Annotated in this window: 20 protein-coding genes; 10 read left to right on the forward strand and 10 right to left on the reverse strand. The window is 72.1% G+C overall.

The genetic code is table 11. The annotated features are described in order from the left end of the window. Positions 1-324: 324 nt before the first annotated feature. The 7 genes from AB0C73_RS28350 (at position 325) to AB0C73_RS28380 (ending at position 7,897) form a co-directional block, all read left to right on the forward strand. Positions 325-1,383: a BMP family ABC transporter substrate-binding protein gene (locus AB0C73_RS28350; protein ID WP_362535681.1), complete on the forward strand. Its 1,059-nt coding sequence runs from the start codon at positions 325-327 to the stop codon at positions 1,381-1,383. Positions 1,384-1,697: 314 nt separating this feature from the next. After that, positions 1,698-3,413 carry an ABC transporter ATP-binding protein gene (locus tag AB0C73_RS28355; RefSeq protein WP_362535683.1) on the forward strand — a complete coding sequence of 572 codons (1,716 nt, stop codon included), beginning with the start codon at positions 1,698-1,700 and terminating at the stop codon, positions 3,411-3,413. Beyond that, positions 3,410-4,528, forward strand: coding sequence for an ABC transporter permease (locus AB0C73_RS28360; protein ID WP_362535685.1), 1,119 nt, complete (start codon positions 3,410-3,412; stop codon positions 4,526-4,528). The genes AB0C73_RS28355 and AB0C73_RS28360 overlap by 4 nt, the downstream gene beginning before the upstream one ends. Next, a complete protein-coding gene (locus AB0C73_RS28365; RefSeq protein ID WP_362535687.1) occupies positions 4,525-5,790 on the forward strand; it encodes an ABC transporter permease in 1,266 nt (421 codons plus the stop codon). Before AB0C73_RS28360 ends, AB0C73_RS28365 begins: the two co-directional genes overlap by 4 nt. Beyond that, a complete protein-coding gene (locus AB0C73_RS28370; protein WP_362535689.1) occupies positions 5,787-6,191 on the forward strand; it encodes a cytidine deaminase in 405 nt (134 codons plus the stop codon). Before AB0C73_RS28365 ends, AB0C73_RS28370 begins: the two co-directional genes overlap by 4 nt. An 81-nt stretch (positions 6,192-6,272) precedes the next feature. Next, positions 6,273-7,550 (forward strand): thymidine phosphorylase, encoded by a 1,278-nt coding sequence (locus AB0C73_RS28375; protein ID WP_362535691.1) that lies wholly within the window; start codon positions 6,273-6,275, stop codon positions 7,548-7,550. A 77-nt stretch (positions 7,551-7,627) separates the two neighbouring features. Then, the gene (locus AB0C73_RS28380; RefSeq protein ID WP_362535692.1) at positions 7,628-7,897 is read left to right on the forward strand and encodes an STAS domain-containing protein; all 270 of its coding nucleotides are present in this window, start codon (positions 7,628-7,630) and stop codon (positions 7,895-7,897) included. Between the two features lie 27 nt (positions 7,898-7,924). Here the strand turns inward: AB0C73_RS28380 and AB0C73_RS28385 are convergent, their stop codons facing one another. The 3 genes from AB0C73_RS28385 to AB0C73_RS28395 all read right to left on the reverse strand — a co-directional run bounded on the left by AB0C73_RS28385 (position 7,925) and on the right by AB0C73_RS28395 (position 11,162). Further along, positions 7,925-8,899, reverse strand: coding sequence for a sigma-70 family RNA polymerase sigma factor (locus AB0C73_RS28385; RefSeq protein WP_362535694.1), 975 nt, complete (start codon positions 8,897-8,899; stop codon positions 7,925-7,927). Between the two features lie 116 nt (positions 8,900-9,015). Next, positions 9,016-9,726 carry a L,D-transpeptidase gene (locus AB0C73_RS28390; RefSeq protein WP_362535695.1) on the reverse strand — a complete coding sequence of 237 codons (711 nt, stop codon included), beginning with the start codon at positions 9,724-9,726 and terminating at the stop codon, positions 9,016-9,018. A 128-nt stretch (positions 9,727-9,854) separates the two neighbouring features. Beyond that, the gene (locus AB0C73_RS28395) at positions 9,855-11,162 is read right to left on the reverse strand and encodes an MFS transporter (protein ID WP_362535696.1); all 1,308 of its coding nucleotides are present in this window, start codon (positions 11,160-11,162) and stop codon (positions 9,855-9,857) included. Between the two features lie 62 nt (positions 11,163-11,224). Here AB0C73_RS28395 and AB0C73_RS28400 point away from each other — a divergent pair, with 62 nt between their 5' ends. Further along, on the forward strand, positions 11,225-12,178 hold the full coding sequence (locus AB0C73_RS28400) for a LysR family transcriptional regulator (protein ID WP_362535697.1): 954 nt from the start codon (positions 11,225-11,227) through the stop codon (positions 12,176-12,178). A gap of 357 nt (positions 12,179-12,535) precedes the next feature. Here AB0C73_RS28400 and AB0C73_RS28405 read toward each other — a convergent pair whose 3' ends face one another. Both AB0C73_RS28405 and AB0C73_RS28410 read right to left on the reverse strand, forming a co-directional pair. Then, positions 12,536-13,315: an alpha/beta hydrolase gene (locus AB0C73_RS28405; protein ID WP_362535698.1), complete on the reverse strand. Its 780-nt coding sequence runs from the start codon at positions 13,313-13,315 to the stop codon at positions 12,536-12,538. 97 nt (positions 13,316-13,412) lie between these two features. Beyond that, on the reverse strand, positions 13,413-14,177 hold the full coding sequence (locus AB0C73_RS28410) for a GNAT family N-acetyltransferase (protein WP_362535699.1): 765 nt from the start codon (positions 14,175-14,177) through the stop codon (positions 13,413-13,415). Positions 14,178-14,349: 172 nt separating this feature from the next. On the opposite strand from AB0C73_RS28410, the gene AB0C73_RS28415 reads away from it, so the two are divergent. Together AB0C73_RS28415 and AB0C73_RS28420 are read left to right on the forward strand one after the other, a co-directional pair. Then, complete coding sequence (locus tag AB0C73_RS28415; protein WP_362535701.1) at positions 14,350-15,504, forward strand: adenosine deaminase; 1,155 nt, start codon at positions 14,350-14,352, stop codon at positions 15,502-15,504. A gap of 205 nt (positions 15,505-15,709) precedes the next feature. Further along, a complete protein-coding gene (locus AB0C73_RS28420) occupies positions 15,710-16,144 on the forward strand; it encodes a hypothetical protein (RefSeq protein WP_362535703.1) in 435 nt (144 codons plus the stop codon). A 114-nt stretch (positions 16,145-16,258) separates the two neighbouring features. On the opposite strand, the gene AB0C73_RS28425 is transcribed toward AB0C73_RS28420, so the two are convergent. From AB0C73_RS28425 to afsQ1, 5 genes are all read right to left on the reverse strand, one after another. Continuing rightward, entirely contained in the window at positions 16,259-16,459 is a 201-nt protein-coding gene (locus AB0C73_RS28425; RefSeq protein ID WP_362535705.1) for a PspC domain-containing protein, read from the reverse strand. A gap of 92 nt (positions 16,460-16,551) precedes the next feature. Continuing rightward, a complete protein-coding gene (locus tag AB0C73_RS28430; RefSeq protein ID WP_362535707.1) occupies positions 16,552-17,127 on the reverse strand; it encodes a VanZ family protein in 576 nt (191 codons plus the stop codon). Positions 17,128-17,675: 548 nt separating this feature from the next. After that, positions 17,676-18,317 (reverse strand): hypothetical protein, encoded by a 642-nt coding sequence (locus tag AB0C73_RS28435; RefSeq protein WP_362535709.1) that lies wholly within the window; start codon positions 18,315-18,317, stop codon positions 17,676-17,678. After that, complete coding sequence (locus AB0C73_RS28440; protein WP_362535711.1) at positions 18,314-19,813, reverse strand: HAMP domain-containing sensor histidine kinase; 1,500 nt, start codon at positions 19,811-19,813, stop codon at positions 18,314-18,316. Before AB0C73_RS28440 ends, AB0C73_RS28435 begins: the two co-directional genes overlap by 4 nt. Further along, positions 19,810-20,487 carry a two-component system response regulator AfsQ1 gene (gene afsQ1, locus AB0C73_RS28445; protein WP_265869013.1) on the reverse strand — a complete coding sequence of 226 codons (678 nt, stop codon included), beginning with the start codon at positions 20,485-20,487 and terminating at the stop codon, positions 19,810-19,812. The genes AB0C73_RS28440 and afsQ1 overlap by 4 nt, the downstream gene beginning before the upstream one ends. Positions 20,488-20,538 lie beyond the last annotated feature (51 nt).

Genomic DNA, 20,538 nt, shown 5'->3' on the forward strand with positions numbered 1-20,538 from the left:
GGGCCCTGATCCGGCGTCCGGATTCGAACCCGTCAATGGATCCGAAAAACCGGACTTTAAGTACGACTTATAGGGTGGCCGGACTGCGTTCATCCGTCCGGCCCACCCCTCGGCGTGTCGCATACGGCCCCGGCCCGTACGCTCGTACCAGCGTGTATGACGGGCGGTATCGGGCCGGACGCCGGGGGTGGCCCCCTGGCTCGTTCGCGTCGATCCGATAACGACTCATGAACGGGTCTTTAACTGACATCTACGCGCGTTACGATCGCCGCGAAACCAGCGCCGGAAGAGGCGCTTTCGGTCAGTCTTGAAGGGACCCTCCTCTTGCGCCGGATCACCAGGATCACCACCGTGGGCATCGCCTCCGCGGCGCTCGCCCTGTCCGCCACCGCGTGTGGCAAGTCGTCGACCGACACGGGGTCGAGCCCGAGCGCCAGCGCCGGTGCCGCCAAGGTCGCCCTCGCCTACGACATCGGCGGCCGCGGCGACCAGTCCTTCAACGACGCCGCCTACGCGGGCCTGAAGCAGGCCGAGGACCAGCTCGGCGTCAAGGGCACCGAGGCCGAGCCGTCGCAGGGCGAGAGCGACGCCGACAAGATCGCGCGCCTCACCACGCTGGCCCGCGCCGGGAACAACCCGGTCATCGGTGTCGGCTTCGCCTACGCCCCGGCCATCGAGAAGGTCGCCAAGTCCTACCCGAAGACCACCTTCGGCCTCATCGACGACACGTCGAAGACCGGCCCGAACATCGCCAACCTCGTCTTCAACGAGGAGCAGGGCTCCTACCTGGCCGGCGTCGCCGCCGCCAAGGCGTCCAAGACCGGCACGGTCGGCTTCATCGGCGGTGTCGAGGTTCCGCTGATCAAGAAGTTCGAGGCGGGCTTCACCCAGGGCGTCAAGGACACCAACCCCAAGGCGAAGGTGCTCACCCAGTACCTGACCCAGCCGCCGAACTTCGACGGCTTCTCGAAGCCGGACCTCGGCAAGGCCGCCGCGCAGGGCCAGCTCGACAAGGGCGCCGACGTGATCTACGCCGCCGCCGGTCTCGCCGGCTCCGGCGCGATCGAGGCCACCGCCAAGGCCGGCAAGTGGGCCATCGGCGTGGACTCGGACCAGTACAACCAGAAGGGTCTGGCCGCCTACAAGGACCACATCCTGACCTCGGTCACGAAGAACGTCCAGGGCTCCGTCTTCAACCTGATCAAGTCGGTCAAGGACGGCAAGCCGCAGACCGGTGAGGTCCGCTACGGTCTCGCGACCGACGGCGTCGGCCTGGCCACGTCGAACCCGGCGTACTCCAGCATGACCGACCTCGTCGCCGCCGTGGACCAGGCGAAGAAGGCCATCATCGACGGCAAGATCACCGTCAAGACCACGCCGTAACGGCACCGAGGTCCTGACCTGAGCCTGCGGGCCCGGCTCCAGTGGCACCTCCACTGGGACCGGGCCTTCGGGCCCTGGCGTCAGGGTTTCGCCTGCCGTGCGACGCCTGGCACGCGCATCTGCTGCGTTGTCGTCGGTCGCCGACGCTCCGCGTCGACTTCCTTCTCCGCCTTGCAGCTGCACGCACCAGACGCCGCACGGCCCGCCCGTAGGGCGGACGGCGCCACCCTGACGCCAGGGCCCGGGTCCATTCCTCCCGGCACGGGGCCCATTCCCGTACGGGATTTCAATTTTCGGCAGTGCTACGCGTGTAGATGTCCCAGCGGCACGATAACTTCGCCCCGCCCTGCCCGTCCGCTCCCACTCCTTTCGGCCAAGGAGAGTGCGCCATCAACGCGTCCAGCCCCCCTGCCGTAGAACTCCACGGCATCACCAAGCGCTTCCCCGGCGTCGTCGCCAACAAGGACATCGCGATCACCGTTCGCAAGGGCACCGTGCACGCCCTCATCGGTGAGAACGGTGCCGGCAAGTCGACCCTGATGAAGATCCTCTACGGCATGCAGAAGCCGGACGAGGGCACCATCGCCATCGACGGGGAACAGGTCACCTTCTCCAGCCCCGGCGATGCCATCGCCCGCGGCATCGGCATGGTGCACCAGCACTTCATGCTCGCCGACAACCTCACCGTCCTGGAGAACGTCGTCCTCGGCGGCGAGAAGCTCTACGGCATCGGCGCCAAGGCCCGCCGGAAGATCCAGGAGATCTCCGACGCGTACGGCCTCGGCGTCCGCCCCGACGCCCTCGTCGAGGACCTCGGTGTCGCCGACCGGCAGCGCGTGGAGATCCTCAAGGTCCTCTACCGCGGCGCCAAGATCCTCATCCTCGACGAGCCGACCGCCGTGCTCGTCCCGCAGGAGGTCGACGCGCTCTTCGACAACCTGCGCGGGCTCAAGGCCGAGGGCCTGACCGTCATCTTCATCTCGCACAAGCTGGGTGAGGTCCTGAAGGTCGCCGACGACATCACCGTCATCCGCCGCGGCACCACCGTCGGCACCGCCGACCCGAAGACCGCCACCACCAAGCAGCTCGCCGAGCTGATGGTCGGCACCGAGCTGCCGTCGCCGGAGACCCGCGAGTCGACCGTCACCGACGTGCCGATGCTCCAGGTCCAGGGCCTGACCCTGACCGAGGCGGGCGCCGCGGCCGCCGCGCCGCTGACCACCGCCGCGCCCGCGGACCCGTCCGCGGCGGTCACGGTGCACGAGGAGCCCGTCACCGGCCGCCGTCTTCTCGACGCCATCTCGCTCACCATCCACAAGGGCGAGATCCTCGGCATCGCCGGCGTCGAGGGCAACGGCCAGACCGAGCTCATCGAGGCCCTCATGGGCATGAACAGCCCCGACGCGGGCGTCATCACCCTCGACGGCCAGGACATCTCCAAGGTCTCGGTGCGCAGGCGCCGCGAGGGCGGCATCGGCTACATCCCCGAGGACCGCCACCGCCACGGCCTGCTCCTGGAGGCCCCGCTCTGGGAGAACCGCATCCTCGGCCACGTCACCGAGGCGCCCAACTCCAAGCGCGGCATCCTCGACCCCAAGGCCGCCCGCAAGGACACCGAGCGGATCGTGCGCGAGTACGACGTGCGCACCCCCGGCATCGAGGTCACCGCGTCCTCCCTCTCCGGCGGCAACCAGCAGAAGCTGATCGTCGGCCGCGAGATGAGCCACAGCCCCAAGTTCCTGATCGCCGCCCACCCCACCCGCGGTGTGGACGTCGGCGCGCAGGCGCAGATCTGGGACGCGATCCGGGACGCCCGCCGCGCGGGTCTCGCCGTGCTGCTGATCTCCGCCGACCTCGACGAGCTGATCGGACTGTCCGACACCCTCCGGGTCATGTACCGAGGCAAGCTCGTCGCCGAGGCCGACCCCGCGACCATCACGCCCGAGCAGCTGGGCTCCGCCATGACCGGCGCGGCCACCGGCCGGCTCGAAGGCACCGAAGAGCAGCCCGAAGACGGTGACGCCCGATGATGAAAATCGACAAGGACAAGCTGATCATCGGGGCCGCCGGCCCTGTGCTCGCGCTGGTCTCGTCCTTCGTGCTCACCGTCCTGGTGCTGCTCGCGACGGGCCTGGACCCGATCGAGCCGATCCGGCTGATGATCGAGAACGCCGGGTACTCCGACGTCCAGGTCCTGATCGTCAACTACGCCGGAACCCTCTATCTGGCGGCCCTGGCCGTCGCCATCGGCTTCCGGATGAACCTCTTCAACATCGGCGTCGAGGGCCAGTACCGCCTCGCCGCGATGGTCTCGGCCCTCGTCGGTGCCGCCGTCGAGCTGCCCGGTCCGCTGCACATCCTGGTCATCGTGCTCGTCGCCATCGCGACCGGTGCCGTCTGGGCCGGTATCGCGGGCATCCTGAAGACCACCCGCGGTGTGTCCGAGGTCGTCTCCACGATCATGCTCAACGCCATCACCACCTCCCTGGTGGCCTGGCTGATCCTGCCGAAGAACTTCGGCGTCCAGCCCGAGGGCTCCAACGACCTCACCACCGGTCAGATCTCCGAGTCCGGCTGGTTCCCCGGCATCAACATGGGCGAGGGCAACGGCGAGATCTACGGGTTCACCTTCGTCGCGCTCGCGCTCGGCGTCGTCTACTGGTTCGTCCTCAACCGGACCCGCTTCGGCTTCGACCTGCGGGCCACCGGCGAGAGCGAGTCCGCGGCCCGCGCCAGCGGCGTCGACGCCAAGAAGATGATCCTCACCGCGATGCTGATCTCGGGTGGTCTCGCGGGTCTGGCCGGCATGCCGATCCTGCTCGGCGAGTCGCACACGTACAGCCTGGCCTTCCCGGTCAACGTCGGCTTCACCGCCATCACCGTCGCCCTGCTCGGCCGCAACCACCCGGTCGGCATCCTCTTCTCGGCCCTCCTCTTCGCGTTCCTCGAAAAGGCGTCCTCCAACCTGGACATCGCGGGGTACCCGAAGGAGATCACCGTGATCATGCAGGGCATCATCGTGATCGCCGTGGTCGTCTCCTACGAGCTCGTCCGCCGTTACGGCCTCCGCCGCCAGCAGCAGAAGGTCGGCGAGGAACTCGCCGCCGGCGGCGCCATCAAGACCGACAAGGAGGTTGCGGCATGAGCACCGGCACCGTTGCCAAGCCGAGCGCCGCGCCCAAGAAGGCGGGCGGCCGCCGCAAGCTGACCTGGCCCTGGATCCTGCTGATCGTCGCGGCCGGTCTCGTCCTGTTCTCGCTGGTCCGGGTCATCTCCGGGGCCGACGACCTGACCTCGGTCGGCCAGGTCTCCGGCGCCCTCCAGCTCGCCGTGCCGATCGGCATGGCCGGTCTCGGCGGTCTGTGGTCCGAGCGCGCGGGCGTCGTCAACATCGGTCTCGAAGGAATGATGGTCCTCGGCACCTGGTTCGGTGCCTGGGCCGGCTACCAGTGGGGCCCCTGGACGGGTGTCGTCGTCGGCATCCTCGGCGGTGCGCTCGGCGGTCTGCTGCACGCGATCATCACCGTCACGTTCAACGTGAACCACATCGTCTCCGGTGTGGCCATCAACATCCTCGCGGTGGGCTTCACGCAGTACCTGTCGAACTTCACCTTCGACAAGGCCGAGGGCGGCTCCTCCAAGCAGTCCCCGCGCATCGACGAGATCACCGACATCACCATCCCGGGACTCTCGGACTGGCTGATGGACCTCCAGCAGAAGCACTGGTTCCTGATCTCGGACATCGCCGGCATCCTCGGCGGCCTGGTCACCAACCTGTCGCTGCTGACGGTCGTGGCCGTCCTGCTCATCCCGGCCACCTGGTGGGTGCTGTGGCGCACCGCCTTCGGCCTGCGACTGCGCTCCTGCGGTGAGAACCCGGTCGCGGCGGAGTCCCTGGGCGTCAACGTCTACAAGTACAAGTACATCGCCGTCGCCGTCTCCGGCGGCCTCGCGGGCCTCGGCGGCGCGTTCCTGGCGATCGTCTCCACCGGCATCTACCAGGAGGGCCAGACCGGCGGCCGCGGTTACATCGGTCTCGCCGCGATGATCTTCGGCAACTGGATGCCGGGCGGCATGGCGATGGGCGCCGGCCTGTTCGGCTTCACCGACAGCCTCAAGCTGCGCGGCGGCGCCGAGAACGTGCACGCGCTGCTGCTGTTCGTCGGCTTCCTCCTCGTGATCGCGATGGTCTGGCAGCTGTACAAGAAGAAGTACGTGTCGGCCGTGATCGCCGCGGTCTTCTCGGCCGGCTTCTTCATCTGGTACGCGGTCACCGACGAGGTCCCGAGCCAGTTCGTGGACGCCGCCCCGTACATCACCACGCTGCTCGTGCTCGCCCTGTCGGCGCAGCGGCTGCGGATGCCCAAGGCGGACGGCCTGCCGTACCAGAAGGGCCAGGGCAAGTGACGCCGCCCCCGGCCGGAGCCGACTGGGACCTGCTGCGGAAGGTCGCCCGCGAGGTGATGGCCCAGGCCTACGCCCCGTACTCCGGCTTCCCGGTCGGGGCGGCCGCCCTGGTCGACGACGGCCGGGTGGTCTCCGGCTGCAATGTCGAGAACGCCTCGTTCGGCCTCGGCCTGTGCGCCGAGTGCGGTCTGGTCTCGCAGCTGCAGGCGACCGGCGGCGGGCGGCTCACGCACTTCGTGTGCGTGGACGGCAGCGGCGGCCCGCTGGTGCCGTGCGGCCGGTGCCGGCAGCTGTTGTACGAGTTCGGCGGCCCCGAGCTCGTCCTGGAGACGCCCGCAGGGTTCGTCACCCTGGCGGAGATGCTGCCGCAGGCCTTCGGCCCGGACCACCTCGCCAAGTAGTACCTCGGAGCGGCCCTTCCGGCACGATGGGAAGGGCCGCTCCTCCTTTCCCCCTCTATGCGCGTAGAAAGAGGCACCACCATGGACGTCATCTCCGTCATCCGCACCAAGCGGGACAAGGGCGAGCTGAGCCCCGAGCAGATCGACTGGGTCATCGACGCCTACACCCGCGGCGAGGTCGCCGACGAGCAGATGTCCGCCCTCGCCATGGCGATCCTGCTCAACGGCATGAACCGCGACGAGATCGCCCGCTGGACCGCCGCCATGATCGCCTCCGGCGAGCGCATGGACTTCTCCTCCCTCTCCCGCCCGACCGCCGACAAGCACTCCACCGGCGGCGTCGGCGACAAGATCACCCTGCCGCTCGCCCCGCTGGTCGCCGCGTGCGGCGCGGCCGTCCCGCAGCTCTCCGGCCGCGGCCTCGGCCACACCGGCGGCACCCTCGACAAGCTGGAGTCCATCCCCGGCTGGCGCGCGCTGCTTTCCAACGAGGAGATGCTGCACGTCCTGGACACCACCGGCGCGGTGATCTGCGCGGCGGGCGACGGGCTCGCCCCGGCGGACAAGAAGCTCTACGCGCTGCGCGACGTCACCGGCACGGTCGAGGCCATCCCGCTGATCGCCTCCTCCATCATGTCGAAGAAGATCGCCGAGGGCACCGGCTCGCTGGTCCTGGACGTGAAGGTCGGCACCGGCGCCTTCATGAAGAACATCGAGGACGCGCGCGAGCTGGCCTCCACGATGGTGGCGCTCGGCACCGACAGCGGCGTGAAGACGGTCGCGCTGCTCACCGACATGTCCACCCCGCTCGGCCTCACCGCCGGCAACGCCCTCGAAGTGCGCGAGTCGGTCGAGGTCCTGGCCGGCGGCGGCCCGCAGGACGTCGTCGACCTCACGATCGCGCTCGCCCGCGAGATGCTCGACGCGGCCGGCGTCAAGGACGCCGACCCGGCGAAGGCCCTCGCCGACGGCTCCGCGATGGACGTCTGGCGCCGAATGATCGCCGCCCAGGGCGGCGACCCGGACGCGACCCTCCCGGTCGCCCGCGAGCAGCACGTCGTCACCGCCCCGTCGACGGGCGTCCTGACCCGCCTCGACGCCTACGACATCGGCATCGCCGCCTGGCGCCTCGGCGCCGGCCGCGCCCGCAAGGAGGACCCGGTGCAGGCCGGCGCGGGCGTCGAACTGCACGCGAAGCCGGGCGACACGGTCACGGCGGGCCAGCCGCTGCTGACCCTCCACACGGACACCCCGGAGAAGTTCGACTACGCGCTCAAGTCCCTGACGGACGCGTGGGACATCGCGGAGCCGGGCACGGCGTTCACGCCGAACCCGATCGTGCTCGACCGCATCGCCTGAGACAGCCCGCGGGACATGCCCGTACCCGCGCTCGTCGCGCCGCGATGAGTTCCGGGTACGGCGGCGGTCTGCCTGGTGTGGACACCTCTCACACCATCGAAGTGCGGCTCACCGGGCGGCCCGCTCCGGAGGACGTACGGCGCCTCTGCGCGCTGCTCGAAGCCGCCGAGCCCGCGCTCGTCGTCTGCGAGATCGGCGGGCTCGGGCGGGCCGGGCTCGGGGCCGTGGACGCCCTCGCGCGGGTGCGGCTCGCCGCGCGGCGGCGCGGGCACCGGCTGGAGTTCCGGGGCGCCGGGCCCGAGCTGAGGGACGTGCTCGGGCTCGTCGGGCTCGGCGACCTGCTGTGAGCCGTACGGAAGAGGTACGGAAAAGGGTCAGGCCGGCAGCGCCTCCGGGAGGTCGAACAGCGGGAACCAGCGCTTGGTGTCCAGGAAGAAGTCCATCCCGCCGACCTTGCCGTCGTGCAGCTGGAGCACGATCAGCGCCCACGGCGCATACCCGCCCTCCGGGACCGGGTGGTAGTGCGCGAAGGCCGGCTGGCCGTTCGCCACGGTCGGGAGCAGCTTCGAGCCGCGGCACACCTCGCCGACGCCGAGCATCCAGCCCACGATGTCCTCGTGGCCGCGCAGCCACAGGTCGTACGGCGGCATGGACATCGTCGCGTCCTCGTGGAGCAGGGCGGTCAGGGCCTGCATGTCGTAGCCCTCGAAGGCCGCCACGTAACGCTCCAGGAGCGCCTTCTGCTCCTCGTCCAGCGGATCCGCCGCGTCCGAGGCCGCCGGCGCCTGCTCGGCGATGGTCGCCCTGGCCCGCTGCAGCGCGCTGTTGACCGAGGCGACGGTCAGCCCGAGCAGCTCGGCCACCTCGGCCGCCTTCCACGCGAGCACCTCGCGCAGGATGAGCACCGCCCGCTGCTTCGGCGGCAGGTGCTGCAACGCGGCCACGAAGGCGAGCCGCACCGTCTCGCGCGAGACCGCCGTCTCCGCCGGGTCCGCCACCGAAGGCAGCACCCGCCCGTCCGGCACCGGCTCCAGCCACGTGATCTCGGGCCGCTCGTTCAGCCGGGCCTGCGCGACCGGCGTCGGGTCGGTCAGATCCATCGGCCGGGCCCGCCGGTTCCCCGCGTTCAGCGAGTCCAGGCACACGTTGGTGGCGATCCGGTACAGCCAGGACCGCAGGGAGGAACGCCCCTCGAAGGAGCCGAGCGAGCGCCAGGCGCGCACCATGGTGTCCTGCACCGCGTCCTCCGCCTCGAAGGCGGAGCCCAGCATCCGGTAGCAGTAACCGGTCAGCTCCGTGCGGTACTTCTCGAGGTCGTCCGACTTCAGGTCGCCGGCCGTCAGGTCCATCGCGTCCACCCCGCTCGCCCTCACCGGCGCCCGTTCGGCACCGATGAGGGGAAGCTATCGCGTGGCACTGACAGCGGAGGGCTGTTCCGGCGAGCTGTTCCGGTGAGCTGTTCCGGTCAGGTGCCCGGCTTGCGGCCGTACACGAACACGTCGTCACCGTTCCTGAGCAGGTTCCAGTACGCCTTCGCGTCCGCCGGACGCATGTTGACGCAGCCGCCCGAACCCGGCGGGTTCCACATGGACTTGGTGGTCGAGTGGAAGGCCTGCCCGCCGTCGAAGAACTGCGAGTACGGCATCGAGACGTGGTAGATCGTCGACCAGTGGTTGATGTTGCGCCAGTAGATCTTCTTCGCGCCGGTACGGGTCTCCGCGCCGTCCCGTCCGGTGCGCACCGGCACCGGGCCGTACTTCAGGCGCGCGCCGTCCTGGATCCAGCTGAGCTGCCGGGTCAGGTCGACACAGGCGATCCGGCCCTTGTTCGTCGGACACCTGCGGTCCTTGTTCGGGTTGGTCCCGGCCGCCTTCTGCGCGAGCATCGTCGACATCGTGCGCCAGGTGATCACCCCGGCGTAGCCGGCGGTCGGGGTGATCCCGTGCTTGGCCTGGAAGGCCTGGATCGCCCGGCAGTCGGCGAGCGACTGGCGCCCGTCGGCCGTCCGGCCGAGGAACTTCTCCACCTGCTTCTGGTACGGGCCGGTCGTCGTGTTGCAGTACGACGCGGCCTGCGCCGGGGCGGCGCCGAGGGCCACCGTCATCGGCACCACCAGGGACGTGACCGCGAGGCCGATACCGGCTCTCCTCCGCCCCGTGCTTCCCATCGCCTTCATGATCGTCAACTCCCCCTAGAGTCCTGTCATTTAAGACGACCGAAGGGGGCGGACGGTTGCGGTGCGACCGCGGAGCGTGCCGGCGCCGGAGGCCGGGGCCCGGCACCGGAGGCGATCAGACCCGGGCGTCAGGCCCGGGCCACCCGCGGCCGCCGGGCCGCCGCGACCCGCGCACTGTGCCGGGCCTCGACCCGCGCGCTGTGCGTCCCGTACAGCGTGATCGAGACGACGCCGAGCACCGCGACCAGGCCGATCACGACCGTGCCGGCCCAGCCGCCCGCGTGGAACGCGACCGCGCCGAGCGTGCCGCCCGCACTGCTGCCCAGGTAGTACGCGGACTGGTACAGCGCCGAGGCCTGCGCGCGGCCCGTCTTCGCCGTACGGCTCACCGCGGAGGAGGCGACCGCGTGGCCGGCGAAGAAGCCCGCCGTGATCAGGACCAGGCCCGCCAGGACCGCCGGCAGCGTGTCGGCGAGGGAGAGCAGCAGACCGGCCGCCGTCGTCGACACCGCCAGGTACAGCGCCCCGCGCCGGCCGAGCCGCCCGACCAGCTTGCCGGCCGCCGCCGAGGAGACCGTACCGACCAGGTAGACCAGGAAGACCGAGCCGACCACGCCCTGCGGCAGCGAGAACGGCGCCTCGACGAGCCGGTAGCCGATCACCGTGTACACCGCGCCGAACACCGTCATGAACAGCGCGCCGATCGCGTAGAGCCGGACCAGCAGGGGATCCGCGAGGTGCCCGCGCACGGTCCGGGCCAGCGCCTTCGGGTTCAGGGTGCCCGGCGTGAAGTGCCGCGCCTTCGGGATGAGGAGACGGAACGCGAGTGCGCTCGCCGCCGCCATCAGGCCGACCGCCGCCAGACCGGCCCGCCAGCCCCACAGCTGCGCGGCCCAGCCGGTCACGATCCGGCCGCTCATGCCGCCGATCGAGTTGCCCGCCACGAACAGACCGATCGCCGCGACCAGCGCCCGCGGCCGCACCTCCTCGGCCAGGAAGGCCATCGCCGAGGCCGGTACGCCGGCCAGCGCCGCGCCCTGCACCGCGCGCAGCGCGACGAGGGTCTCCAGGTCGGGCGCGAGCGGCACGAGCAGGCCGACCGCGACCGCGACGGCGAGCGAGGCCGTCATCATCGAGCGGCGCCCGAAGCGCTCGGAGAGCGCGCTGAGGGGGAGGACGCACAGGGCGAGCGCGCCGGTCGCGGCGGAGACCGTCCACGAGGCCGCCGACGCGGTGGCGCCGAACGCGGCCGAGACGGCCGGGAGGAGGGCCTGGGTGGAGTAGAGGAGGGCGAAGGTGGCCACTCCGGCGGCGAACAGCGCGAGGCTCATCCGGCGGTAGCCGGGTCGGCCGGGGGAGAGGCGGGAGTCGGCGGGGTCAATGCTCGGGTCGGCGACCGCGCGGGTGGCGGCCGCCTTGGTACTGGCGGAAGGCATGCCTCGAACGTAGGACGCCGCGTTTCATGCGTCCAATGCACGGAACTGCTGTAATCGTTCCCATGGTGCATGAGTACAGGTCACAGGCTCGCCTGTCATCGAACAGTAACGAAGAAGACATGGGACTGCTGCTCGCGCCGCGCCTCGCGTACTTCGCCGCCGTCGCCCGCCACGAGCACGTGACCAGGGCCGCGGCCGAGATGGGCGTGCCGCAGTCCACCCTGTCGCGGGCCATGGTCCGGCTCGAAGAGGACCTCGGCGTCGCGCTGTTCGCCCGCCGCGGCCGCACGGTCTCGCTCACCGCGGCCGGGCGCCGCTTCCTCACCGCCGCCGACCGCGCCCTCGCCGAGGTCGAGCGGGCCGCCGACACCGTACGCGCGGACGCCGACCCCACCGCCGGCCGGGTCGCCTTCGGCTTCCTGCACACCATGGGCTCCGAGACCGTGCCCGGCCTCATCCGGGCCTTCCGGGTCGACCACCCCAGGATCCGCTTCACCCTGGTCCAGAACTACGGCGAGGCGATGCTCGAACGCCTCCGCTCCGGCGACCTCGACCTCTGCCTCACCTCGCCCGTGCCCGACGCGCCCGACCTGGTCGGTCGCCGGCTCGACGAGCAGCGCCTGCGGCTCGTCGTGCCCGACGACCACCGGCTCGCCTCCCGCAAGCGCATCCGGCTCGCCGAGGCCGCCGACGAGACCTTCGTGACCCTCGAACCGGGTTACGGGCTCCGCCGCATCACCGACGACCTGTGCGCCCGGGCCGGCTTCACCCCGCGCGTCGCCTTCGAGGGCGAGGAGGCGGAGACGCTGCGCGGCCTGGTCGCGGCGGGCCTGGGCGTGGCGCTGCTCCCCCCGCCGGCCGTCGCCCGCCCGGGCGTGGTGGAACTCGGCGTCACCTCGCCCCGGGCCGTACGCGAGATCGGCGTGGCATGGCTGGACGGCCACCCGGACACCCCGCCGGTGGCCGCCTTCAAGAAGTTCCTGCTGAGCAAACGGGGCAGCCTGCTGCCGGAGTGACGGCGGGGCGGTGGTGACGGCGGTCGGGCGCGCAACCGACCGCCAGGCGGCCGAACCCGCCCCGGCGGCGGCGATCTGGTGCCCTGCCCGGTCGGGTCTGACGGCCCGGCGGTGGCGTGACCTGCCCGGCCCGTCGGCGGCGTGGGCGGCCGGTGACCGCGCTCGCCAGGGCGACCGGCCCGTCGGCGGGCGCGCTCCTGGTCCCGCTCCAGGTCTACCGGGCGGCGCAGCGGCTCCCCGTACGCCGTACGGGACCGGCCTGGAGGCCGCCGCCACGCGCGTGCTTGAGGCCAACCGGGCGCCTGCCCGGCCCTGGCCGCCCGCGGGCCCAGGTCCCAGCCCCCCGGCCCCCGCCGCCTACCGTCCCGACCGGCCCGTGCCGAAGCCCGCCGCCAGCGGCATCCGCAGGCCCAGCGGCGGCGGCGCCGCCATCGCGTCGGCGAGCGGGCGGCTCTGGGGGTGCGCGAAGAGTGCCGAGAGGACGAAGTCCGCGGCCAGGGCTTGCACTTCGTCCTGGTACTGGCGCAGCGCGTGCCCGTCCGCGTGCACCTCGAAGCGGCAGGTGTCCCGGTTGGACTTCTTGGCCCGCTCGGCGAAGCGGTAGGACAACTCCGGGTCCGTACGGGCGTCGTTGGTGCCGTGCACCAGCAACACCCGCCGCCCCACCAGGTGCCGTACCGGCTCGGGCTCGGCCGCCCGGTCCTCCTCCGGAAGCCACGGCGCGATCGCGAGCACCGCCGTCACCGCCGGATGCCCGCCCGCGCGCAGCGCCGCCCGGGCCCCCATCCCGCGCCCGGCCAGGCAGACCGGCACGTCGCCGTACCGCCGTACCGCCTCGGCGACCGCCCACCGGGCGTCCTCCGCCAACTGCGCGTCCGCGCCGTTCCAGCCGCGCCCCCGGTACCGCACCACGTGCGCCACGAGCCCGTCCGTGCGCCCCGCCCGCGCGAGCCGCCGCCCCAGCGGCAGCATCGCCAGACGCGCCCGCGCCGACGCGCCCCGCCCGGACACGGTCTCCCCGTCCGGCAGCAGCAACACCACCCCGCCGGCCTCGGTGACCGCTGTCGTCGCTGCGACGGGCCGACCGAGCCGGGGTGTCCGGGAGTTGGTCGTACCCACGAGTGCAAATGGCGCCATGACGGAACAGTCTCAGAAGGCGAGGTGTACGGCAGTCATACGCGCGATCTCTGTTACGTATCGTCCGGATCCCGAACGTTCCTCGACCGTACGGGATTTATGACGCCCGTTCGAAACAGGCCACCGTGCCCAGCGGCACGAAGCCGCGCCGCGCGTACCAGTGCCGCGGCCAGTTGTCCGCGAAGGCGAGCAGGAACACGGTCGGGCAGCCGGCCTGGGCGGCGAGGCGGAGGGCGGTGTCCAGGACGACGCCCGCGTGGCCCTGGCCGAGATGGGACTCCGCGGTCACCAGGTCCTCGATCTGGGCGAGGCCCGTGGCCGGGTCGAGATAGAGGTCGGCCCAGGAGGCGACCTCGCCGAACTCGTCGTGGGAGGCGAGGAAACGTACGTCGTCGGCGCCCCGGCGGCGGGCCGCCCGGCGTTCCACGAGGGTGGTGACGACCTCCTCCTCCACGTCCGGCAGGAAGCGCCGCCAGCTCTCGGCCATCGGTACGCGCAGGGCGGGCAGATCCACCTCGCGGGCGCCGCCGAGCGGTGGCACCGGGCCGGTGCGGGCCATCACGACGCAGTCCGAGCGGGTGTACCCGGCGGCGAGCAGCGGCCCGGCGCAGGCGGCCGCCGTCGTCTCGCCGAGGACGTACACCGCCCGGTGCGGCAGATGCCCGAGCAGTTCCTCCGCGCGGGCGGGCAGGGCGGCGGGGTCGGCCGGGCCGTCGACCAGGAGGTGGTTGTTGCCCCGGGACAGCGCGTACGCGTCGTCGAGCGCGGCGAAGCCGCCGGGGAAGTCGGCCGTCCGCGCCGCCTGCCGGCGGGTGAAGGCGGACACGAAGGCGTGGATGCGGCGCAGTTCGGACCCGGGCACGCCAGAATCGGTCGCGGCGGGATCCGCGGAATCGGATGCGGCGGGACCGGGCACGGCAGACGTCATACCGGCAGGTTAGGCCGACGAATCCGCCGCCCGCACCGGAAAATCCGGCGGTCCCGCCCGGCGCCGAAGAGGCGCGCTCTACGCGCGTAGGGGCTAGAGTGCGGCAATGACGAGCCAGATCCCCAGCACCCCCTCCGCGGACCAGATCCGCCGCGCCCCGAAGGTCCTGCTGCACGACCACCTCGACGGCGGGCTGCGCCCCGGCACGATCATCGAACTCGCCCAGGAGCAGGGCTATGACAGTCTTCCCGAGACCGAGCCGGACAAGCTCGGCATCTGGTTCCGGGAGGCCGCCGACTCCGGCTCTCTGGAGCGCTATCTGGAGACGTTCGCGCACACCTGCGCCGTCATGCAGACCCGCGAGGCCCTGTTCCGGGTCGCCGCCGAGTGTGCCGTCGACCTCGCCGAGGACGGCGTGGTGTACGCCGAGGTGCGGTACGCCCCCGAGCAGCATCTGGAGGGCGGTCTCACCCTCGAAGAGGTCGTCGAGGCGGTCAACGAGGGCTTCCGGGAGGGCGAGCGGCGGGCCCGTGCCGCCGGGCACCGGATCCGGGTCGGCGCCCTGCTCACCGCGATGCGGCACGCGGCCCGCGCCCTGGAGATCGCCGAACTCGCCAACCGCTACCGCGACTCCGGCGTCGTCGGCTTCGACATCGCGGGCGCGGAGGCCGGCTACCCGCCCACCCGCCACCTCGACGCCTTCGAGTACCTGAAGCGGGAGAACAACCACTTCACCATCCACGCGGGCGAGGCCTTCGGCCTGCCGTCGATCTGGCAGGCCCTCCAGTGGTGCGGCGCCGACCGGCTCGGCCACGGTGTGCGGATCATCGACGACATCGAGGTCGCCGACGACGGCTCGGTGACGCTGGGCCGGCTCGCCGCGTACGTCCGGGACAAGCGCATCCCGCTGGAGATGTGCCCGACCTCCAACCTGCAGACCGGGGCCGCGACCTCGTACAAGGAGCACCCGATCGGGCTGCTGCGCAAGCTGCACTTCCGGGCCACGGTCAACACGGACAACCGGCTGATGAGCGGCACCAGCATGAGCCGGGAATTCGAATTCCTGGTCGAGGCGTTCGGCTACACGCTCGACGACATGCAGTGGTTCACGGTCAATGCGATGAAATCAGCGTTCATTCCTTTCGATGAACGACTCGCGATGATCAACGACGTCATCAAGCCCGGATATGCCGAACTGAAGTCCGAGTGGCTGTTCCAGCAGACCGCCACGACCAGCGACTCTTCGGCTCGGAAGGGCTGATCACCGCCCTCGGGACACGGCCTGCGGCGGCTGGGCGCACCACGCCCGGCCGCCGTTCGGTGTTTGCGGACGGGACGTTCGCTGGCTAGTTTGCTGAGCCACCCCGCATTCTCTGCACTCCCCGCATTTCCCTGTGCGTTCCCCGTTCCCCGTTCCGCTTCCCGAAGCTCCCGACGCTTCCGAATTTCCTGAGGAAGATTCTCTGATGAAGCAGTCTGCCGCCAAGACGCTCGGTGTCGCCGCCCTCGGTGCCGCCTTCGCCGCTGTCGCCGCCGGTACGGCCTCCGCCGCCCCGGCCCCGCTGCCGGCCGGCCCCGACGCGCTCGGCCTGGTGACGAGCACCCTGCCGGTCGGCGACGACCTCACCACGCTTCCGACCGGCGCCGGCGAGGCGCTGTCCGGCGGCGAGACCGCCGTCGGCACCGGCGTCGAGCAGGGTGCCAACACCCTCCCGGGCGCCGTCGAGCAGGCCCAGAACCTCCCGGGCGAGGTGCAGAAGCAGGCCGGCGACCTCCCGCTGCAGGGCGCCCAGAGCGGCCTCGCCGCCACCCCGCTCGGGCAGGCCGCCGGCCTGCTCGGAGGCCTCCCGGTCGGCGGCCTGGGCGGCCTCCCGCTCGGCGGCCTGGGCCTGCCGCTGTAAGCGGCTCCGTACGTACGCCGAAGGGGCGCCCACCCGGACCGGATGGGCGCCCCTTCGGCGTACGCGTACGGATCGAGCCGCCGCTGCCCTGCTACCTGCTGCCTGCTACCAGGCCTACCAGGCCGTGCTCGCCGTCTTCTCGCCCGGCAGCAGCACCCAGAGCGCCAGGTAGAGCAGGAACTGCGGCCCGGGCAGCAGGCACGAGGCCAGGAAGATCACACGCATCGTCGTCGTGGAGATGCCGAAGCGCCTCGCCAGCGCCGCGCACACTCCGCCGAGCATGCGACCTTCGCGGGGGCGGACAATCGCGGCCATGGTGGGCTCCTTCGTCTGCTGGTTCCGGGGTCCGGTCTCTCCGGCTCCCGATGACTCCATGGTGCCGCCCAACGCTCGGACAAAGCCTCCCTCTACGGGGCGATCCCGACCCTGGGAATCGTCGGGGTCGCCCCCTGAGAACTGACCCTGGGGGTCCTCCCCGAGGAGGAGGCCGGGCCCGCGCCCGGGGTGGCGGAGGAGCCGGCCGCCCGGCCCTCGGACCGTCGGCCGCCGCCACGCGTCCCGCGCCGCAGCCGGGCCCGTCCGGCGGGCACGCACAGCAGATGCGCGAGCGCGACGCCGGTCGTGTTCAGGAGTACGGAGTCCACGTCGACGACCTGCCCCGGCACGGCCGTCTGCAACAGCTCGATCGCGAGCGACACCAGCGCCCCGGCCGCCGTGGTCCGGGCCAGCGAGGCCCACGGCGAGACGGTGAGCCGCCCGTCGGCCATCGGGAGCAGCAGCCCCAGCGGGGCCAGGAGCAGCAGCCCGTCGCCGATCCGCCGGACCGCTTCGGCCGGCCCGAGCGCCAGATCCGCCCGGATCCCGGCCAGCGGGGTCAGATTGGGCGCGGTCACCCAGGCCACGTCGCGCGGCCGGAGCGTCACCCAGGCGACGAGCAGCAGATGCGCGAGGAGAAGACCGAACCCCACCACGCGTACGACCACGGCGACACTGCCACCGGAACTGCCCGACCCGCCCGAACCTTGACGCTGCACGCCCCCCAAGACGCGCACCCCGGCGGAATCGGTTCCGCCGGGGTGCGAACGGGTGACGCAGACGACAGAGTCGCCCGGGGCCGCAGCCGACGACGGCCGCCGTCGGCCCGCAGGAGCGGCGAGCCGGGAGCGAGCGGGGGCGGGGCGGGCTGTCCGCGGAAGCGCCGCCCGTGGCGGCCCTCCGGGCCGCCCGGGGTCAGCCCGACGTACTGGCGGAGAGACCGCCCCGCCGGCCGGGCATGGACGCAGCCGGCGACGGCCGCCCGCGCCGCAGGCCCGTGCGGGCGGCGGGCCGGGAGAGCCGCGTGGCCGGCCCGGGTCCGTGCCGGCCTGGAGGGCCCGGAGCAGGCAGGGTCAGGCCGGGGCCGCAGCCGGCGACGCCGCCCGCGCCGCGGGCCCGTGCCCGCCGGGCACGACAGGGCGTCGGCGGCGACGTCCGCGGTCGGCCGGGCCAGGGCGGGCCGGGCCGCCTGCCAGGTGCCCAGAGCGGCGCCCCGTCAGGATGCCGGGGTCGACGGGACCGCTGTCTCCGGGCGTTCCTTCAGGGCGTTCGTGCAGGTGTAGCGGCGTGGCTGGTACGGGCCCGGGCCGCCCAGGATCACCGAGTCGGCGCCGGACGCGGCGGTCTCCGGCTCGCCCGCCGTGCTCTCCGCGAAGGTGCACACGATCTGGGCGAGGGCCGTCGGCGGGAGGTCCTCCGGCTGGCGGCTGAGGCGCAGCGTGCCCGCCGGGTCGCCCTTGCGGGGCGCGGTCACCACCAGCGGGCCCTTCACCGCCGTGCCGAACCCGGCCCGCCGCTCCTCGTCCGAGGGCTCGGTCGCCAGCTCGGCGAGCAGCGCGGACGCGGTGCGCACCGGGTCGCCCGCCGCCTTCTCCTCGGGCAGCGGCGAGCGCCGCTCAACCGCCTCCAACTGCGCCCCGCACAGCAGGTAGACATGCAGCGGCACCCCGCTCTGCACCCCGGTCTCGGAGGGCGAACCCGGCACGGCGCACGGCACCCGGGAGGGCGCCGCGCCCGCGTCGACCGGCACCGAGGTCGTACGGATGCCACAGCCCGTGACCAGGCCCGCGAGCAGCACGGCGGCGGCGCCCAGGACCAGCGGCCCCGGCCGGCGCGGATACGTACCCCGACGTCTCAACTCTCCTCCACCTCGCCCCGGGGCAGCCGGAGCACGAACACCGCGCCGTCCACCACACCGTCCGCGTCCGTGGAGTTGGCGGCCGTGATCGAACCGCCGTGGATCAGCGCGTTCTCCATGGCGATGGACAGGCCGAGACCGCTGCCGTCCGACCGCGGGCGCGAGGCGCTGGCCTTGTAGAAGCGGTCGAAGACATGCGGCAGGACCTCCGCCGGGATGCCGGGCCCGTGGTCGCGCACGGCGATCACCAGCTCCTCGCCACCCGCCTCCGTGGCCTCCGTCCGTACCGACACGCGCACCGGCGAACCGCCGTGCTTGAGCGCGTTGCCGATCAGGTTGGCGAGGACGACGTCCAGGCGGCGCGGGTCGAGCCGGGCCACGATGCCGCGCTCGGCGTCCAGGTCGACGGCGTCGAGCCACGCGCGGGCGTCGATGCAGGCGGTGATCTGGTCGGCGATGTCCACGTCGTCCAGGACCAGACGCGCGGTGCCCGCGTCGAAGCGGGTCACCTCCATCAGGTTCTCCACCAGGTCGTTGAGCCGCCGTGTCTCGCTGACGACGAGCGCGACCGCCGGGGCGATCATCGGGTCGAGGCCGTCCTGCTCGTCCTCCAGGACCTCGGTCACGGCGGTCAGCGCGGTCAGCGGGGTGCGCAGCTCGTGCGACATGTCGGCGACGAAGCGGCGGCTGGCCTCCTCCCGCGCGCTCATGTCCGCGACCTTCTTCTGCAGCGACTCGGCCGCGCTGTTGAACGTACGGGAGAGGTCGGCGAGTTCGTCGGCCCCGGAGACGCGGAGCCGGGTGTCGAGCTTGCCCTCGCCGAGCTGCCGGGCCGCCTCGCCGAGCCGGTGCACCGGGCGGAGCACGGTGGTCGCCGCGACCTGTGCGAGCAGCACCGAGCCGATCACCGCGAGACCGGTGGCGATGCCGAGCGACCAGGACAGCGAGTTGAGGTCGGCCTTCTCCGCGGCGAGCGACTTGAACATGTAGCCGGTCGGCCCGCCGCCGTCGATTTTCGTCCCGCCCACCAGATACGGCGTGGAGCCGCGCTGGGTGCGCTGCCACACCAGGTGGTAGCGGTACGGATTGGCGTCGGTCAGCGTCCGCTCGGTCGACACGGCCGTCTGCAGCGACTGCGGCACGTCGGCGAGGGTGAAGGTGTCCGGGTCGGAGGCGCCGACGATCGGCTTGCCCGCCGCCCGCTCGCCTATGAGCAGCACGCTGTAGCCCGCGCTGCCGGCCGCCATCTGCTCGGCGGTGCGCCGCAGCTCCTCCTGGGTGGGCCGCAGCGGCAGCGTCGCCGCCCGGTTCTGCATCTCGGACCGGAAGTCGTTGAGCGCCCCGTCCTGGGTGCGCTTGAGCACGGCCTCGCGGTTGAGCCAGTACGCGATGCCGGAGGCCGACACGGCCGCGGTGAGCGCGACCAGGGCGAAGACGACGACGAGGCGGAGCCGCAGACTGGTGAAGCGGAGCGCCGTGATGATTCCTTTGCTCACGCAGGGACGTCCAGCCGGTAGCCCACACCTCGTACGGTACGGATCAGGGTCGGCGAGGACGGCACGTCCTCGACCTTGGCGCGCAGCCGCTGCACACAGGCGTCGACCAGGCGCGAGTCGCCCAGGTAGTCGTGTTCCCAGACCAGGCGCAGCAACTGCTGCCGCGACAGGGCCTGTCCGGGCCGCCGGCTCAGCTCCAGGAGCAGCCGCAGCTCGGTCGGGGTGAGCTGGAGGTCCTCGCCGTTCTTGGTCACCGTCATCGCGGAGCGGTCGATGACCAGCGAGCCGAAGGTGGCCGAGTCGGTGGCCTCGCGCTCGCCGCGGCGCAGCACGGCGCGGATCCGGGCGTCGAGCACCCTGCCCTGCACGGGCTTCACGACGTAGTCGTCGGCACCGGACTCCAGGCCCACGACCACGTCGATGTCGTCGCTGCGGGCCGTCAGCAGGATGATCGGCAACTGGTCCGTGCGCCGGATGCGGCGGCACACCTCGAAACCGTCGATGCCGGGCAGCATCACGTCCAGCACGACCAGGTCCGGCCGCTGTTCCTTGAGCAGCTTCAGGCCGTCCTCACCCGTCGCCGCGGTGGCCACACGGTGGCCCTGGCGTGACAGGGAGAGTTCGAGGGCCGTGCGGATGGCGTCGTCGTCCTCGATCAGCAACAGGAAAGGCACGGCCTCATTCTGTCGTATGCGACCGTCCGAGTTCGACCGTCCGGGTCGGAC

The organism is Streptomyces sp. NPDC048623, assembly GCF_040650755.1.
In the GTDB taxonomy this organism is placed as follows: Bacteria; Actinomycetota; Actinomycetes; order Streptomycetales; family Streptomycetaceae; genus Streptomyces.